Genomic DNA, 18,495 nt, shown 5'->3' with positions numbered 1-18,495 from the left:
CCGACGGGTAGGCGGCCGAGACGGGCCATGTGGGTCCGATCCTACCGGCCGGACACGAGCGGCGGGCTCGCTCAGCCGGCCCGCGCGGGTACCTCGCTGAGCTGCGCGAGCAGATCGGCGGTCGTGAGCACCGCACCGCAGCGGCGCGCGGTGTAGTTCAACGCCATGAGGTGTTCCTCCCGGCTGAAATCGGCGGTGGCGTCGAGAGCGAGGAACGGACGCACATCGCTCATGAACGCCTCCGCGGCACTGAGCATGCAGCCCATATGGGTGTAGACGCCGGTGATCATGAGTTGATCGCGGTTGTAGTAGCCGAGTAGCTCGCGTAGGTCGGTGCGCTGGAACGCCGAATATCGCCATTTGGTGACCTGGATATCGCGGGTATCGGGACGCAATTCGGCGACGACCTCGGTATCGGGTCCCTGCGACATGCCGGTGCCCCAGAAATCGGCGAGGATGCCGCGCCGCGAGGGATGCTGGCTGCCCGGCTGCATGGTGTAGATGACCGGGATGTCGAGCTCGTGGCAGCGGTCGCGAAGCCGGACGATATTCGACAGCAGGGTGCGGGCGGGTTCCTGATCGACGTCGTAGGCAGACAGGAAATACTGCTGCATATCGTGGATCAGCAGTGCGCTGCGCTCCGGATCGACGGTCCAGGCCACCTCGTTCGGTGCGACCTCCGCGAGGGTGGGTAGGTCGTAGGGCGCGATCGGGGGTATGGGCATGACATCTCTCCGGTTCGTCGTATCGGTGGTGACGGCCGATAAGGCCAGCAGGGCGAATAGGCCCCCGGTTTCACATATCGAGCGTTGCGCCGCCGTCCACCCGCAGGTCGTGCATGGTGATGTGGCGGGCGTCCTCGGAGGCGAGGAAGCGGACCGCCGCTGCGATATCGGCGGCGGTGGCGATGCGGCGCAACGGGATGCCGAGGCGATAGGCGTGCGCGTCGCCGTCGAGCACCGCGGTGCGGGCGGCGTCGTCGAGGGGCCCGGCGTCGTCGGCGTACATGCCGCGCAGCATCGCGGTGTCGGTGGACCCAGGGGACACGAGATTCACCCGGACACCGTGTGGCGCGACCTGTAAGGCGAGCGCGCGGGTGAAGGCGGTGGCCGCGGCTTTGGCCGCGCAGTAGGCGGCCATACCGACGCGTGGGGTGCTCGCGGCGTTGGAGGACACCACCACGATCGCCCCGCGTCCGGCCGCGACCATCTCACGGGCCGCGCACTGGGTGACGTGCATGGTTCCGGTCGCGTTGACCGCCAGGCTCTCGTCCCACTGATCGGCGGACACTTCCAGCGCGCTGCCCTCGCGCATGACACCGGCGGCGTGCGCGACCACATCGGGTACGCCGTGCTCGGCGACGAGCCCGTCGAATGCGGCGGCGACGGACTTCGCATCGGTCACATCGACTTCTGCCGCCGCTACCGAACACGGTGACTGTGCGGCGATTTCGGCAGCGACCCGGTGGACGCGCGGATCACGGTCCCAGAGCGCGAGCGCCCGTGCCCCCGGCGCGAGTTCGGCCGCCACTGCCGCACCGATTCCGGCGGCGGCCCCGGTGACGACGACCACGCGCTGTCCCGAAACGTTCATAAACATGAGGTTAGCCTAACCTGATAAGAATGTGGGGCGCTTCCCCTCGAGATGTGACATTCGAGTGGAGCGCCGAACGATCCGATTCGCTGAAAAGAGGTGGCCCACAATGGCTTCGACTGATCTGGCCGGATTCACACCCTGGCCGGAAGCCGATGCGAACCGGTACCGCGAGCACAAGCTGTGGACCGGAGAGACATTCGGCGATGTGCTGTCCGCGCGCGCGGCCGCGACGCCCGAGGCGCTTGCCGTCGTGGACGACACACACCGTTGGACATACGCAGAGCTCGATCACCGCTCCCGCGGATTGGCCACGGGCTTGTCGCGGCTCGGAATCGGTTGCCGGGACCGGGTACTCGTACAGCTGCCCAACCGCGCCGAGTTCGTTGAGGTGATCTTCGCGCTGTTTCGGCTTGGCGCGCTGCCGGTGTTCTGCCTGCCCGCCCACCGTCAGGCCGAACTGGTGCCCATCGCGACGGCGGCCGCGGCGAAGGCGATGATCACCTGCGCACAGCATCAGCGTTTCGACCATGCGGCCCTGGCGGATTCGATCCGCGACCAGGTCGACACGATCGAGCATGTGCTGATCGTCAGCGGCGCGGGCGATGTGCTGCCCGGGCGCACCCGCGATCTCGCCGAATTCCGGGACGAGCCCGCCCAACTGCCGACGCTCGACGCCGCGGACGTCGCCTTCCTGCAATTGTCCGGCGGCAGCACGGGTATACCGAAGCTCATCCCCCGCACCCACGACGACTACCTCTACAGCGTTCGCCGCAGCGCCGAGATCTGCGAACTCGACAGCGACACCGTCTATCTCGCGACGTTGCCGGTGGCGCACAACTTTCCGATGAGCTCCCCCGGCATTCTCGGCGCGTTGTGGGCGGGCGGCACGGTCGCCATGACTCCCGATCCCACCCCGGCCACGGCTTTCGCCGCGATCGAACGATTCGGTGTCACGATCACCGGACTGGTCCCGCCGCTGGCTCGGCTCTGGGTCGAGCGCGCCGAAGCCGGTACCACCGCCGATCTGTCGAGTCTGCGGGTCGTGCAGGTGGGTGGTGCGCGCTGCCAGGATGAGCTGGCCCGCCGGATCGGTCCGGCGCTCGGCGTGACCCTCCAGCAGGTATTCGGCATGGCCGAGGGCCTGGTCTGCTACACCCGCTTGGACGACCCCATCGACGTCGTCGTCTCCACTCAGGGCCGCCCGATGTCGCCGCACGACCGGATCGCGGTGGTCGACGACGACGGCAACCCGGTGCCGACGGGCGCCGACGGCAACCTGATCACCGAGGGCCCGTATACGATTCGCGGCTACTACGACAATCCCGACGCCAATGCCCGCAGCTTCACCGCCGACGGCTGGTACCGCACCGGCGACATGGTCAGCGTGCGTCCCGACGGCAATATCGTCGTCAAGGGCCGGGCGGGCGACTGGGTCAACCGCGGCGGGGAGAAGGTATCTGCCGAAGAGCTCGAGGCCCATCTGCTCGAACACCCCGCCGTGCGCGATGCGGTGATCATCGGCACCCCGGACCCGGTACTCGGACAACGGATCTGCGCCTTCGTGCAGCCGGTCGAGGACGCGGACCGGCCGACGCTGACCACGGTGCGCTCGTTCGTGCGTGAGCGCGGTGTGGCGGCGTGGAAAATGCCCGACGCGGTGGTGATCGTCGAGCATTTCCCGGAAACCGGTGTCGGCAAGACCAGCAGGCGCGAACTGCGTCAGCTGCTCGCCGAGGGCGCGCAAGCGAAGTGAGCGGGCCGGTGGCGCGGTCCTCGCCGCGCCACCGGTCACGACAGCGCGTCCAGCCAGGAACCGAGGACCGGATCGGAGGCGAGGGACGCGAAGTCGATCTGCTCATGTCCGGCGGCGCGCCACTTCTCCACCAGGGACATGATCCGGACCGAATCCAGGCCCGCATCCAGCAGATTGGTGTCGATCGTCAGCTCCGCGGCAGGCACGCCGAGTGCGGCGGCGATGTCGTCGACGATGAAATGCCGATCGGCGGGGATGGTCTTTTCGTCGCTCATGGAACTCATTCCTCTCGGTCGAAATCGGCCACGCCGCGCTTCCAGTAGCCGGCGATCAGATAGTCCTTCGGCTCGACGCCCAGTTCGGTGCGCACCCAGCGCCGCAGCGGGCGCAGCACACCGGCTTCGGCGGCCAGCCACACATACACCCGTTCTCCGGAGGGCACGGTCACGGTGCGCACGGCCTGTTCGAACGCGTCGCTGTGGCCGGGTGCGACGTCGCCGCGATGCACCCAGCGCACCTCGACACCGGCGGGCGCGTCCAGCGCGATCTCTTCCTCCGGGCCGGTGACCTCGACGAATACCCAGCCGGAGGCGGTGCGGGGCAACCACTCCAGCCAGCGCGCGATCGCGGGCAGCGCCGTGATGTCACCGGCGAGCAGGTACTTGTCGTAGGTGCTCGGCACCACCACACCACCGGGCGGGCCCGCGATGTGGATGCGGGTGCCGGGGGTCGCGGCAAGGGCCCAGTCGGAGGCGAGGCCGCCGGGATGGATGGCGAATTCGATGTCCAGCTCGAGTGTTTCGGCGTCGTAGCGGCGCACCGTGTACTCCCGCGATACCGGACGCGGGTTGCCCCATTCCAGCGACAGTCCGTCGCGTCGCGGCAACCGCAGCACGCCGTCATCGCCAGGGAACACCAGCCGCACATGCTCATCCGGCACGTAGCTGTGGAATCCGGCGAGGTCGGTGCCGCCGAAGGTGATGCGAAGCAGTCCCGCGCCCACTTTTTCGGAGCGCAGCACCTCCACCTCGCAGAGCCCGATGGGATAGCCCACCTTGTCCCCATGCGTCCCCGCCAGCACCTCGGTGATGCGTTCGGCATAGGCGGCGCGATCCACCATTACTGCTCCTTCTTCTCGTACAACGATCCCGACAGCGCGGCGGTGAGTGCGGTGAGTACCAGCACCGAGGTTCCGTAGATCACCAGCGCCGTGGCGGGAGCGAACAATTGGCCGACCACGCCCGCGACCATCGAACCGATGGCGGTACCGGTGACGGCCTGCACCATGAGCAGACCGGAGATCCGGCCGCGCAGCTCATCGGGCGCATGCTGCTGCAGCACGGTGTAGCGCAGCACCATGTTCACCGCCCTCGCCACACCGAAACCGGCCAAGCCGAGGAACACGCCCGCCGCATGTGGTGACAGTCCGGCCGCGATGACGCCGAGCGGCATGATCGCCAGCGAGACCAGCAGGTCACGTCCGGGGTTGCGGCTGCGCCCGATCCAGCCGCTGGTCAGCGACCCGATCACCGCGCCGGCACCGGGTGCGGCGTAGAGCAGACCCAGTGTGGTCGGCCCCGCGCCCAGTTCGACATCGGCGAACGCGGGCAGCAACACCAGCGGACCGCTGACCAACATCGCGATCAGACCGGTCAGCAGAGCCGCGCGGATCACCTTGTGGTCCATCGCGAAACGAATCCCGGTGGCGAGCTCACGCAGCGGATGTTCGGTATCACGCGTGGGCGGCGGCGCCGGGCCGATCGCGCGGATCAGCCCGACGGTCGCGGCGGTGGCGCCCGCGGCGATGAAGAACGCCGGGGCGACACCGGTTTGCGCGATGAGAATGCCCGCGAACGCCGGGGTGATCATGGTGCCGAGGTCGGAGGTGAGCGCGGTCAGCGCACCCGCTGCGGCCACCTTTTCCCGGCCGACGAGCACCGGAACCAGCGCCATCATGGCGGTGCCGCTGACACCGCCCGCCGCCCCGTCCAGGGCGGCGGCGGCGTAGATGATCACCAGCTGCGGATCCGGCAGCAGCGCATTGGCGCCCAGCGCCAAGAAACCCACTCCCGCGGCGGTCCGCGACCATTGGATCACCGTGCGGCGATCGAACCGGTCGGCGATCACACCACCGGCGAGGCTGCCGGTGAACAGTGCGATCGCCGTGACGGTGGTGACTCCGGCGACGTGCAAGGTGGAACCGGAGAGCTGATAGACCTGCACGGGCAGGGCCACCATCAGCAGTCCGATACCGAGCACCGACACCAGCCGTGCGGCGAACGCGGCCCGGAACGGCCGGCTCGTCCGCAGCGGCGAGATGTCGATCAGCAGGCCGGAGACTGCTGTCACTTGAAGCGCTCCGCGATCAGGTCGAGGGTGGCCATGACACTGCGGTAATCGGGACGGGCGCTGGTCGCGGGCAGCTCGAAGACGTTGCCCGAGGTGAACGCGGGCAGCTGCGCGTACAGCGGATCCTCGGCGAGCTGGGTCGCATCGCGGCCACCGGCCAGCGAGACGACGAACACGACCGGCGCGTCGACGACAGTGCTCAGCAGCTCGGGACTGAAGTGGAACCAGTCTGCGGCCTCCGGCTTGGCCGGGTTGCCCGCCTTCTCCGACACCTTGTCGTCGATGGTGAAGCCCACCTCGGCGAGCAGCTGCGGCAGCGCGGCCGACGGCAGGAACAGCGTCGGCTCGTTGCTCTTGACCGACTGTACGAACGCGACGGCGCCCGCGGGTGCCTTCACCGACTCCTTGACCTTGGCGACCTTGTCCTGGTACGCGGTGATCAGCCCATCGACCTTGTCGGGACGGCCGACCGCATCGGCGACCACCCGCAACTGGTCCGCCCAGTCGGTGACGCTCGACGGCACCAGCACGGTGGGCGCGATGGCCGAGAGCTGGTCGTAGGCGTTGATGGACTGCTGCGCCGGGAAGCCCTGTCCGCCACCGATGATCAGGTCGGGGCGCTGATTGGCGATGAACTCCAGGTTGATGTTGTCGCCGATCGGAAGTTCGACGGTGCCCTGCTCCTCGGCGTCCGCGGCCCAGCCGTCGGGGAACCCGCCGGTGCGGGTATTGACGCCGAGCAGCCGCGGGTCGGCGGCGGCGACGGGCGCCCCGAGGTCGTAGAGGTATCCGGTGAGGGCGCCGTTGAGAACGACGATGCGCTGCGGATCAGCGGGGACGTCGACGGGTCCGCGCTCGGTCTGCACCTGGCGGGTTCCGCCCGCCTCGATGGCCTCGGAGTCGGCGCCACAGCCGGCGACGAGCGCGGTCAGCGCAAGGATCAGCAGGGCGACCGCGGTGCGTAGCCGAGTCGTCGATCTGGTGATGAACATGGATGTGTTGCTCTCTTCTTTCTCGTGGTGTGGAAGTTCAGTGGCTCATTGCCGGATCGGCGTCGAGCAGGGCGGCGACCTCGGTCCAGCCGTGCGGCGAGACGATGTCGAAGTGCGAGTAAGGCAGTCGCCGGACCGTGAGCGCCGCGCCGGCGGCACGCCATCCGGCCAGCTGGGCGTCGGTGCGCGACGAGTCAGTGCCGGGATCGGCGGCGTAGAGCGCTATCGGTCCGCTGTAGCGCGGGGCGGTCGATGCGGTGACCAGCTCGAGCAGCGCGGTGGCGGCCGAGCGGATCGCGTGTGCGAGTTCGGGTGCGTCCTCGGGCAATTCGGGCAGCAGCCGGTCGAGCTCGGCGGGGTCGGCGAGTGAGCGGGTGGCCTGCTCGGTCAGGTTGGCCAGCGGGTGTGAGTCGATGAGGCCGACGTAGGCGACGCTCTCCCCTGCCGCCTCCACAGCCGCTGCGATGGCGTGCACGATATTGCCGCCCAGCGAATAGCCGAGCAGCCGGTACGGGCCGTGCGGCTGGATACGGCGGATCGTGTCCAGATAGTGCGCGGCCAGGTCATCGATGGTCTGTGCACCGGTGTCGTGGCCGCTCAGGGGTGGCGCCTGGAGACCGATCAGCGGCCGGTCCGCCCGCAGCAACCGGGCCAGCGGCCCGAACTGCCACGCGGTGCCGCCGACGGGATGCACGCAGAACACCGGTTCGGCCGATCCGGTCGAGCGGAGGTCGAGCACGTGATCGAGGCGGCGGCCCAGCATAGCGAGTCCGCCCTCGGGCTCGTCTGCCGATGCGGTTACGGCCTCGGTCGACGATGCGGCCTCAGTGATCTTCGTCGCGAGCGCCCGCGCGGTCGGTGCGGCGAATACGTCGTCCAGGACCAGCGTGAGGCCTGCTCGTCGTAACCGCCCGGTCAGCCGCACGGCGGTGAGCGAATGCCCGCCTGCGGCGAAGAAGTCGTCGTCGGGGCGGATGTCCGGGGTGGACAGCACTGCGGCCATGGCATCGAGAACCGTGGTGAGCAGCTGCGGCTCGGGCACGGACTCGGGTAGGCCGCGCAGCTCTGCCGCGCCCTGGTTCATTGCCGCGTCATGCAGAGGCCGACCAACCGAACCTATGTGTCCGGCACTCGGTGAAATGCGGGGTTTCTGGCGTCGGACGCTCGACAACGACAGTTCGGCGATGTCGGCCAAATCATCGGATACGGCTCGCTCGGCCGACTCCCCCGGCGCGAAATATCCTGCCCCGGTGTCGGCGTCGGCCCCGTCCAGACCGTCGACCCGTCGATCGTCGTGGGTCTGCCTGCCTCGCCACGACACCGCATCCGTGGCCGACCGGTCCGAACTCTGCCGGTCGTCGGGCGCGGGCAACGCCTTGCGGTCGATCTTCTCGCTGGCGGTGCGCGGGATTTCATCGAGAACCACGAACGCGGCGGGAACCATGTACGTGGGCACGGCTGTTCGCACTTGCGACTGCACCACGTCGGTGTCGATTGCTGTCCCGCCCTTGGCGATCAGATAGCCGACCAGACGTTGGTCGCCGGGGCGGTCTTCGCGCAGCAGGACCGCGGCCTGGGCGACGCCGTCGCAGGCGAGCAAGGCCGATTCGATCTCGCCGAGTTCGATCCGCTGGCCGCGCAGTTTCACTTGGCTGTCGGCGCGGCCCACATAGTCGAGTTCGCCGCCGGCATTCCACTTCACCAGGTCACCGGTGCGGTACATGCGGGCACCGGCGCCGTCTGGGTCGGCGACGAACGCCGCCGCAGTCAGTTCGGGGCGCGCAAAGTAGCCGCGTGCCAGCTGGATTCCCGTCAGGTAGAGCTCACCGACCGTGCCAACGGGCACGGGCCGCAGGTGGTCGTCGAGGACGCGCACATCCGCTCCCTCGGCCGGTCGGCCGATGGGCACCGAGGCCGTATCGGCATCGGTGGTTTCGTGGAAGGTGATGCAAACCGCGGCCTCGGTGGGGCCGTACAGGTTGTGCACCTGGGTACCGGTGAGCGCGCGCATGCGTTGCGCGGTGGCCGGGGGTAGCGCCTCGCCGCCCGTCACCACGCACCGCAGGTCGGTGTAGCCGGACAGATCGGCTTCCTCGGCGAGCACGGTGAGCATCGAGGTCGTCATCTGCAGGACGCTCACCCGCTCGTCCCGCATGAGCTGCCCCTGGTAATACGGGTCGCGGTGCCCGTCCGGGCGGGTGAGCACGATCCGCGCACCCACCAGCAGCGGCAGGAACAGTTCCAGCAGGGAGGCGTCGAAGGTGGGCGGTGTCCGGTACAGGACGGTGTCGTTCGCCCCGACACCCTGATGCCGCCGCAACCAATCGAAGGTGTTGACGATCGCGGCATGGGTGACCGCCACGCCCTTCGGCACGCCGGTGGATCCAGAGGTGAACAGCAGGTAGGCGGAATTGTCCGGTCGCAGCGGCGAGCGGCGGTCGTCATCGGTGACGGGAGCGTCGGCGAACGCACAGGTATCGAGCTCGTCGACGGCGACCACTACCGCGTGGCCGGTAGTGAAACCCACCGACGAAGCGCTGAGAACCAATGCTGGCGCGGCAGTTTCGAGAATCCGATCCACCCGCTGCCGGGGCTGCGTGACGTCGATCGGCAGATATACGCCACCGGCGCGGCAGATGGCATGGGCGGCGACCACCGAATCCAGGTCACGCGCCATGGCGACCGCGACCACCGTCTCGGTGTCGATGCCGAAGGTGATCAGCCAGCGGGCCAGGCGATTGGCGCGGGCCTCGAAGTCGGCGTAGGTCAGGGTTACGCCCTCGAATGTGATGGCCGGGCCGCCCGGATCGATGCCGGGTACCCGCCAGTCTGCGAGCGTTGTTCCGGTGGTCGTGTGGTGGACAACCCCATTACCGCCGCTGATCTGCGGGCCGGCAGCGCTCTCCCCCGCTTGTGGTGCTGCTCGGGCATCGACGCCGTCACACACCTCGGCCACCCTTTGGGCGGTAGCGGCATCACGCAGCTGGGTCGCCGCGTGGACGATCGCTGCGTCCGGGTCGTCCACAAGTCCCGCTAGCACCGCACCCAAGCGCCGCGCCATGTGCGTGGCCCGCGCCGCAGAGACCGTCGCCGGATCGTGGTGCAGCATCAGCCGGAACCGGTCGCCGGGCAAGGCCGTCACCGTAACGGGATAGTGGGTGAGGCTGTGGACGGCGACATCGGTCACGCGCAGCTGATGCGAATCAGGCTGCCGCAGACCTGTCTTCGGAAAGTTCTCGAAGACGACCAAGGTGTCGAACAACCGCCCGTGGCCAGCGGCCCGCTCCACCGTCGCCAGGCCGAGGTAGCCGACCTCGCGGAGCTCTAGGGTGCTGCGCTGGAATTCGGGCAACTGTTCGAGCAATGGCCGCGTTGTATCGATGCTCATGCGGGCCGGCACGGTATTGCTGAACAGACCGACCGTGCTCTCCACCCCTGCGAGTTCGGCCGGACGTCCGGAGACCACCGTGCCGAACACCACGTCGGTGTGACCGAGATGTTCAGCAAGGACCACCGACCACGCACCCTGGAGCAGAGTATTCATGGTCACGCCGTGCTCACGGCCGAGTGCTTCCAGCGCCACCGCTATGTCGTCCGCCAACGGAACGCGCAGGCCCACCGCAGGGGCGCGCCGGGCGGTGCTCGTCGCCGGATGGCGTTGTGCCGATTCCGGCGTCGGACCAGCGGTATACGCCCGTCCGACCAGCGTCGGTGAAGGAACTCCCGCCAGGTACGCGCGCCAGCGGTCCAGCGCGACACCGGCGTCCCGATCCACCAACCAGGCCAGATAGTCCCCGTAATAGCCAGGCCGCGCGGGCTTTTCACCGTGATACAGCGCGAGCGTCTCACGGAGCATGATCGGAATCGACCATCCATCCGCGAGCAGATGGTGCGCGGTGAGGATCAATCGCGTGGCGGTGTCGGTGAGCCGGACCAGCAGAATGCGCAGCAGTGGCGGATCACTGATGTCGAACGGCTGCGAACCGGCGGTGCGTTCCAGCTCCGCGGCGGCGCGATCGTTGTCCGGATGGTTTCGCAGATCCTCGACCCGCCAGTCCACGCGGGGCGATCGTGGCACCACCTGAACGGGATGATCGAACTGCTCGTAGCAGAACGCCGCACCCAGATTCGGATGCCTGTGCACCATCGCCCGCACCGCGACGGCCAGCTCACCAGGATCGACCGGACCGGCCAGGTCGAACCGCGCGGTCATCGTGTAGACGTCATCGGCGCCGTCACGCAGAGCGTGGAACAGCAGGCCTTCCTGCAGGGGTGACAGCGGCAGCACATCTCGGATCGGACCGTAGCGCGCGGTCAATTCATCGAGTTCGGGCTGCCCAAGCTCAACCAGCGCGTGTCGTGAGGTCGGTGAACGCTCGGGTTCACCCACCGTGACCTGCTCAGCGACCGCGGCCAGCTCACCGAACCCACGGCGGGTCAACAGATCCTGTGGCGTGAGCACCAGCCCGCGTTCACGCAGCCGGGTGCTGACCGTGATGGCGGTGATACTGTCGCCGCCGACGCCGAAGAAGTCGTCGTCCACGCTGACGTCCTCGTGGCCGAGCGCCACCGAAACAACCTCGCAGAGCGCGTGTTCGGCGTCGGTCGACGGCGCGCGTCCACCCACATCGGAGGACGGATCGGGCAGCGCCGCGCGATCCAGCTTGCCGTTCACGGTGCTCGGCAACTCGGTGAGCGCGACGATCCGCGAAGGCACCAGGTGGTCTGGCACCAGATCGGCGAGCCGATTACGCAACTCGATCGAATCAACTGCACCACTGGATGATTCGGGGGCCACGACGTAGCCGATGAGCGTCGGCCGGTCGGCGATGATCCGGATATCGGCCGCCGAGGCCCGCACCTGCGGCAGTCCGCCCAGTGCGGCCTCCACCTCACCCAGCTCCACCCGGTGACCACGGATCTTCACTTGGGCGTCGACGCGGCCCGCATACTCGTATCCGCGGCCGGGCACCCACCGCGCGCGGTCACCGGTGCGGTACATGCGCGCACCCGGCGGCCCGTACGGGTCGGCGAGGAAACGATGTGCGGTGATCCCGGACTGCCCGCGATAGCCTCGCGCCAGCTGCGGTCCGGCCAGGTAGAGCTCGCCGATCTGGTTGTCGGGAACCGCCTGTAAACCGTTGTCCAGCAGATACGCCCGGATACCCGGCAGCGGCGAGCCGATATGCGGGTTCTGCTCACGCACGGGGGCTGCGATGGCGTCGACGGTGGCTTCCGTCGGTCCGTACAGGTTGATTGCGGGGATGTTCGCGCGTTGCAGTTCTCGCCACAGCTCGGGCGGGCAGGCATCGCCGCCGAGCGCGAGCAGCTTCGGCGTCAGCTCGGCCAACCCGTGCTCCAGCAGCGCCGCGACCAGCGTCGGGGTGCCGTCGACGATATCGATGCCGTCGCGGGTGAAAGCCGACACCAACGCTGCCGGATCACGCCGGATCGCGCTGTCGTACAGGTGCACACAGTGACCGTCGAGCAGCCACAGCAGCGGATCCAGGGACGCATCGAAGGCGAAGGAGGTGGTGTGCGCTATCCGCAGCGCCCGGTCCACCAGGTTCGGCGCGGCGAACATTCCGGTGCGATGACCTGCCAGCAGGTGGGCGAGTGCGCCGTGCTCGACCAGCACACCCTTGGGTCGCCCGGTGGAGCCGGAGGTATATATCAGGTATGCCCCCTGGTCGAGGCGGGGGGCGACGGTGAGCGGCGCCGAATCGAAGGCGTCGATGTCGGCTCGTATCGCCGGGTCGTCGAGCGCGATGACCTGCGCGCCGAGTTCGGTGGCAAGGTCACCGGCACCGAGCACCAGCACCGGTGCCGCGTCTTCGATGGTCGCCCGCAGGCGTGTCACCGGATGTTCGGGGTCGAGCGGCACAGACACACCGCCCGCCCGCCAGACCGCGAACATCGACACCACGAACTCCGCGGTCCGCGGCAGTGCGATACCGACGACCGAGTCGGGCCCGACGCCCCTGCCGCGCAGGTATCGTGCGAGGCGGTTGACCTGCGCGGCGAATTCCGCTGCCGTCCATTCATTTCCGTCGACAGAGAGCACCTTGCATTCCGGTCGTTGCGTGACCAACCGATCCAGCGACTCCGGCACCGTTTCGACACGTGACGGCAAGGCTGGTCCCGATCGCGTCGCGAGCAGCTCCGCACGTTCGGCGCAATCGATCAGCTCCAGCGCGCCGACCGGCGGCTTCTCGCTGCCGATGAACGCCTCGATCACCCGCACCAATCCGTCAACACGACCGCGCACAGTCTGCGGATCATTGGTTCGTGCGTCGGATTCGAACCCGAGCAGGACTGCGCCATCGGGCAGCGGCGTCGCCGTCAACCCGAGATCTTCCGGCGGCCCACCGGCCACATTGCGCAGCACACCCTTCGCACCGTCGAAATCCAGCGCGAAGTCGAACACCTTGAGGTTGATACCGACCCCGTGCAGCAGCTCGCCCGCACCGAAACCGTGAAAGTCCCTGGCCAGATCGTCGCCGCTGTAGCGCTGATGCGCGCGCACCTCGCGCAACGACTCCGCGACCCGCGGCCCGAGCTCGCCGAGCCGGTCATCGGAACGCACCCGCAGCCGCAACGGCAGCACATTGACCGCCATCGCCGGTGTCGTCAACGCGGCACGGCCGACGCGGCCCATCAGCAGCATCGACAGCACCACATCGGAGGTCCCGAGCTGCCGGTTCAGAAACGCCGCATAGCACGCAACCAGCGCATCGGCCCAAGTGATGCCGTAACTTTCGGCGGATTCGCGCAGCGTGGCGAGGGCCTGCGCGGACAGCACGGCCTCCGCGCGCAGAGTGCGTTCGACCGCGCCGCCGACGTGGCGGCCGCGACCATCGAGATCGGGCCACGGCGTCAGCTGATCGCGCCAGAACTGCCGGTCCACGGCGAATTCCTCGCTGTCCCGGTAGGCGCGTTCCTCCGCGACCAGGGCGGCGATGGTGCCGAATACCGGCTTGGCCGTGTCTTTTCCACGCCGCAGCGCGGTGTAGTGGGCGGCCACTCGGCGGGAGAGCAGCGCCGCACTGTAGCCGTCGACGATGAGGTGGTGGTAGAGCTGCACGCACCACACCTGGCAGTCGGTGACACGGATCAGGGTGTAGGTGTAGAGCTGGCGCTCGACCATGCCGCGGCAGTACTCGGCGGCGCGGTGACGTTCCAGCGCGACAGCTTCGTGCGCCAGACCCAGCGGGTCGGCGACGGCGCGCAGATCGATCGTCGGGCGAAGCGCGGCGGCCTCGTCGGTCACGAATTGCCTTGGACCGTCGGGGGTTTCCCGAAACCGCAACCGCATGTTCTCGGCCTCGGCGACAGTGCGCCGGATCGATTCCGCGAGCAGCTCGACATCGATCGGCTCGTCACCCGTGATTTCGAGGACCTCGCCGACCAGGTAGCGCCCGGATTCCGGATCGAAACGCTGGGCGTTCCAGATTCCCAGCTGCGGTCCGGTCAGCGCCAACATGGCCGCTCCATCCTCCCCGCCCATCGGCGACTCCCTTCACCCTCAATGTTTTTCGAGCGCACCCACGAGTTCCGGCAAGCAGGCGGCACAGTCGGTAGATAGGTTAGCCTAACTTTACTTTCTGTTGGGAAGCTACGATTTCCTACGGGTCAGCGCACCGTGACAGCGTTCTCCGCCAGCGGAATGACCAGCGGCGCTCCGGTTTCGGGATCCTCGATCACGCGGCACCCCAGGTCGAACACCTCGCGCACCAGCTCCGCTGTGACGATCTCGCTCGGTGCGCCCGCGGCACTGATCTGCCCGTCCCGCATCGCGATCAGGTGGTCGGCGTACCGGAACGCGTGATTGAGGTCGTGCAGAACCGCGACAACGGTGCGCCCGGATTCCCTGTTCAGAGCACGGCACAGATCCAGCAGCTGAATCTGATGCGCGATATCGAGATAGGTGGTCGGCTCGTCGAGCAGGATCACCGGCGTGTCCTGGGCCAGCACCATGGCGATCCACACCCGCTGGCGCTGTCCGCCCGACAGTTCGTCCACCGAGCGCGCCGACAATTCGGTCACGCCGGTGGCCGCCATGGCGGTGGCGACCGCATCGGCGTCGGCCTGCGACCACTGCCGCAGCAGCGACTGATGCGGATAGCGGCCGCGCGCCACGAGATCGGCGACCCGGATACCGTCGGGGGCCGTCGAAGTCTGCGGAAGCAGCCCGATCCGGCGGGCCACCTCTTTGGCCGGATAGCTGCTGATCGCTTTGCCGTCCAACAGCACCGTTCCCGACTCCGGCGTCAGCAACCGCGCGAGTGCGCGCAGCAGTGTGGACTTCCCGCACGCGTTCGGGCCGATGATCACCGTGAACGATCCGTCGGGGATATCGGCGGACAGCTGATCGCTGATCGTGCGGCCCCGATAGCCGAGCCGCAGCCGATCCGCCCGCAACCGTGCCGGATTCGCCGGTGAGTTCGCCTGGTCCTGAGTGTCGTTCATCGTCGCTACCTCTAGCTCCTTCTCGCCTCGGCGACCAGCACGTACGCCAGATATAACCCGCCGATGGAGACGGTGACCACACCCACCGGCAGGGTGGTCGGCGCGAACAGTCGCTGCGCCAGCCAATCCGAGGTCACCAGCAGCAACGCGCCCATCGCGGCCGCGGGGAGCAGCGCGGTCGACGGTGTGCGGGCCAGTCGCCGCCCCAGCTGCGGCGCCGCCAGCGCGATGAACGCGATCGGGCCGGTCACGGCCGTGGCCACCGCGGTCAACGCCACGCTGAGAAAAATCAGCAGCAGCCGGGTGCGGCGCACCTGGATGCCGAACGAACTGGCCAGATCATCGCCGAGTTCGAGCATGCGCAGTCGCGAGGCCAGCGGAATCATGGTCAGGCTCAAGGCCGTCAGCAGCACGATCGCCGGCGTGACCTGCGCCCAGGTGAGTCCGCTCAGCGAACCCATCCCCCAGGCGGCGGCCCCCATCGCCGACAGCAGATCGGCGCGCAGGATGAGCCAGGCATTGACCGAGGCCAGCATGGCGCTGATACCGATACCGACCAGAATCAGCCGGAAGCCACTCACATCGTGACGCAGGGCCAGCATTTGAATGGCCACCGCCGAGGCCAGCCCGCCGACCAGCGCGCCGGCCGCGGTCTGGAACTCCCCGCCACCGAACACGAGCATGACGATCAGCGCACCGGTGTAGGCACCAGTGCCGAAACCGACGATATCCGGGCTACCCAGCGGGTTCCGGGTCACCGACTGCAGAATCGCACCGCTGACCCCGAGCGCCGCACCCAGCACGAGCGCCAGCAGCACTCGCGGGAAACGCCACTCCCACACGACCAGCCGATCGAAGCGCTGGTCGCCGATGAAGATCGCCCGCAGCACCCGGTCCGTTGGGATCGGCGCGTCACCGGTCCCCAGAGCCAGCACCGCCACGAGCAACGCGACCACCAGCAGCGCCACACACACGACCACCGTGCGCAGGCCCAGTAGGCCGGTGAACCCGGTGAGCCGCGAACGGACCTGAACCGTCTTGCGACCGAAATCGATCCGCGCCGTCATGCCGCACCCACCCGAGCCCGACGCGCCAGCAAGATCAGTGCGGGCGCGCCGAGGAAGGCCGCGACCAATCCGGCAGGCACCTCAGCCGGCCACAGCACCAACCGGCCGAGCACATCGGCGCCGAGCAGCAGCATCGGCGCCAACAGCATCGAGTACGCGACGATCCAGCGCTGATCCGGCCCGACGATCCAGCGCGCCACATGCGGCACCGCCAAACCGACGAAGGTGATCGGGCCGACCGCCGCGGTGGCCGTACCGCACAGCAGGGTCAATGCCACGACCGCGAGCAGTCGGGTGCGCCCGACTCGCACGCCGAGGGCGCGGGCCAGATCGTCGCCGAGCGCGACCGCGTTCAACGACCTGGCGGCCAGTACCGCGGCGATCACGCCGATCACGATGAACGGCGCCGCGCCTGCGATCACGTCGAACCCGCGCCCGGTCAGCGATCCCGCATCCCAGTCACGCATCTGGTCGAAAGCACTCGCGTTCAACAGCATCAGGCCCTTGGTGATACCCGTCAGGACGGCGGTGACCGCGACTCCGGCCAGCGTCAGCCGCACCGGATCGGCGCCCTGCCTGCCCGCAGTGCCCAATCGGTACACCACCAGCGATACGACGGCCGCACCGGCGAAGCCGAACCAGACATAGGCGGTGATCTCGCCGACGCCGAGGAACGCCACCGCCATCGCGATGGCGAAGGCCGCGCCCGCATTGATGCCGAGCAGGCCTGGATCGGCCAGCGGATTGCGGGTCAGCCCCTGCATCAGACATCCGGCGACACCGAGCGCGATCCCCGCCAGCAGCCCCAGCAGGGTGCGCGGCAGCCGATAGTCGATGACGATGAGGTGATCGGGAGATCTCTCGTCACCCCACAGCGCGGACCACACATCCTGTACTGGAATCGATTTGGCGCCCACCAGCAGGCTGATCAGACAGAGAGCCACCAGCGCGGCGGCCGCGAGCAGCCAACCCGGCCGGTGCCAGGAGCGCTCCGACTTCTGGGTACTGACCGATAGATGGCTCATCGACCATCTCCGTGACGGGCACGGCGATCCGGTGCGGGTAGGGCAGGGTCCATCGAGTGTTGTCTCCAGCGGGTTCCAGCAGGTCGGGCATTATTCAGGTAACGTAACTAGATAGTTGCTAAGGTTAGCCTAACCTACCAAGGCTTGTTTTGTCCGATCTTGGTGTGCAGCCGATGGCACATCGAGCCGCCACACCGGGGCCACGAACCGCCCTGGCCGCACACCCGCCCCTGCGGCGATCACCGGATCCCGCTGTCCAGGAAAAACTTAGCGGCGAGATCGCTGGAACGTGAATCCAGCACCGTAATCCGTTCCAGCCGACGTTGATTCACCAGCCGAAACGCCGCCGAGATCCGTCACGGACGCGGCGTCGCCATGGGCTCAGATCCCGGACCGACTCTCCATCCTTAGCGAACATCGCTGCACACCACGAGGATTCATCACCCAACTGTGACCCTTCCCTCATTTGTACACCGTACGAGATGCCGGGTCTTTTCGTTGCGTGATAGGTCTTCGCACTGTCCGAATTCGAGTCACGCTCTCGGTCGCCGGAAGTTCCCCAAGAGCGCGTTCGACTCACCCCCTGCTGATGAGGAACCCCAACGATGCGAAAAATCCTTGCTGCCACCGCGCTGGCCACAGCCGCTCTCGGTATCGCGGGCGGCACGGCAACGGCAGACACCTTCGTACCGCTCCCCGACGGCGAAAAGGCCGGGCCGGACGTCACGATCAAGCGCGTCGCGGAAAGCGCACTCATCTCGCCCTCGATGGCGGCCAACGGCGCGGGCCGGGTGGCGTGGGTCAGCGGTACCGTGATCGCCGATGTCGCCGCGACCCCCAAGGGCAACCCGAAGCCGTTCGTCGGCGGCAGCGGGGCCGAGGGCACGAACAACTCCTCCACCCACGGCGCCTCGCGCATCAACACCGGCTACATCGTCGGCTGCCAGGTCAGCATCGCCGATAACGCGATCTCCGCGGGCGTCTCCGGCGGCATCACCACTACCGGCGTGAATGCCAGCGGCAATATCGGCGTGAAGATCGGTCCCGGCGAGGTGAAGTTCGTCGGCGTCGAGGGCTTCGACATCGTCGACAAGGGCACATACCACGTCAGCTACAAGGACGTCGAACTACAGATCCAGGGCTGCGGCGGTTACGCACAGGCGCGCGCCTACACCGTCGTCGAGATCATCGGAACGAACTACTCGAAGACCACCCTCTACGGGCAGCCGTTCAGCATCGGCTGA

The 18,495-nt window shown here is 68.0% G+C and carries 12 protein-coding genes; 2 read left to right on the top strand and 10 right to left on the bottom strand.

What is annotated here, in order from left to right:
* Positions 1-71 precede the first annotated feature (71 nt).
* Together ACFXNW_RS11260 and ACFXNW_RS11255 are read right to left on the bottom strand one after the other, a co-directional pair.
* A complete protein-coding gene (locus tag ACFXNW_RS11260; RefSeq protein WP_379417539.1) occupies positions 72-725 on the bottom strand; it encodes an isochorismatase family protein in 654 nt (217 codons plus the stop codon).
* A gap of 70 nt (positions 726-795) precedes the next feature.
* Positions 796-1,599: an SDR family oxidoreductase gene (locus tag ACFXNW_RS11255; protein WP_379417538.1), complete on the bottom strand. Its 804-nt coding sequence runs from the start codon at positions 1,597-1,599 to the stop codon at positions 796-798.
* Between the two features lie 103 nt (positions 1,600-1,702).
* Here ACFXNW_RS11255 and ACFXNW_RS11250 point away from each other — a divergent pair, with 103 nt between their 5' ends.
* Positions 1,703-3,349 carry a (2,3-dihydroxybenzoyl)adenylate synthase gene (locus tag ACFXNW_RS11250; RefSeq protein ID WP_379417537.1) on the top strand — a complete coding sequence of 549 codons (1,647 nt, stop codon included), beginning with the start codon at positions 1,703-1,705 and terminating at the stop codon, positions 3,347-3,349.
* Between the two features lie 35 nt (positions 3,350-3,384).
* Here ACFXNW_RS11250 and ACFXNW_RS11245 read toward each other — a convergent pair whose 3' ends face one another.
* The 8 genes from ACFXNW_RS11245 to ACFXNW_RS11210 all read right to left on the bottom strand — a co-directional run bounded on the left by ACFXNW_RS11245 (position 3,385) and on the right by ACFXNW_RS11210 (position 17,251).
* Complete coding sequence (locus ACFXNW_RS11245; protein ID WP_379417536.1) at positions 3,385-3,624, bottom strand: phosphopantetheine-binding protein; 240 nt, start codon at positions 3,622-3,624, stop codon at positions 3,385-3,387.
* 5 nt (positions 3,625-3,629) lie between these two features.
* A complete protein-coding gene (locus ACFXNW_RS11240; RefSeq protein ID WP_379417535.1) occupies positions 3,630-4,469 on the bottom strand; it encodes a siderophore-interacting protein in 840 nt (279 codons plus the stop codon).
* Positions 4,469-5,698, bottom strand: a complete 1,230-nt coding sequence (gene entS / locus ACFXNW_RS11235; protein WP_379417534.1) for an enterobactin transporter EntS — start codon at positions 5,696-5,698, stop codon at positions 4,469-4,471. The genes ACFXNW_RS11240 and entS overlap by 1 nt, the downstream gene beginning before the upstream one ends.
* Entirely contained in the window at positions 5,695-6,690 is a 996-nt protein-coding gene (locus ACFXNW_RS11230; protein WP_379417533.1) for an ABC transporter substrate-binding protein, read from the bottom strand. Before ACFXNW_RS11230 ends, entS begins: the two co-directional genes overlap by 4 nt.
* A 37-nt stretch (positions 6,691-6,727) precedes the next feature.
* Positions 6,728-14,197: an amino acid adenylation domain-containing protein gene (locus tag ACFXNW_RS11225; RefSeq protein ID WP_379417532.1), complete on the bottom strand. Its 7,470-nt coding sequence runs from the start codon at positions 14,195-14,197 to the stop codon at positions 6,728-6,730.
* Positions 14,198-14,322: 125 nt separating this feature from the next.
* Positions 14,323-15,159: an ABC transporter ATP-binding protein gene (locus tag ACFXNW_RS11220; protein WP_379417531.1), complete on the bottom strand. Its 837-nt coding sequence runs from the start codon at positions 15,157-15,159 to the stop codon at positions 14,323-14,325.
* Positions 15,160-15,170: 11 nt separating this feature from the next.
* On the bottom strand, positions 15,171-16,226 hold the full coding sequence (locus tag ACFXNW_RS11215; protein WP_379417530.1) for a FecCD family ABC transporter permease: 1,056 nt from the start codon (positions 16,224-16,226) through the stop codon (positions 15,171-15,173).
* Positions 16,223-17,251, bottom strand: a complete 1,029-nt coding sequence (locus ACFXNW_RS11210; RefSeq protein WP_379417529.1) for an iron chelate uptake ABC transporter family permease subunit — start codon at positions 17,249-17,251, stop codon at positions 16,223-16,225. The genes ACFXNW_RS11215 and ACFXNW_RS11210 overlap by 4 nt, the downstream gene beginning before the upstream one ends.
* Positions 17,252-17,856: 605 nt before the next feature.
* Here ACFXNW_RS11210 and ACFXNW_RS11205 point away from each other — a divergent pair.
* On the top strand, positions 17,857-18,495 hold the full coding sequence (locus ACFXNW_RS11205; protein ID WP_379417528.1) for an MspA family porin: 639 nt from the start codon (positions 17,857-17,859) through the stop codon (positions 18,493-18,495).

This window comes from Nocardia sp. NPDC059180, assembly GCF_042754945.1.
Classification (GTDB): Bacteria; Actinomycetota; Actinomycetes; order Mycobacteriales; family Mycobacteriaceae; genus Nocardia.
The sequence above is the reverse complement of the archived record's forward strand: the minus strand, read 5'-3'. Positions and strand labels throughout refer to the sequence as shown.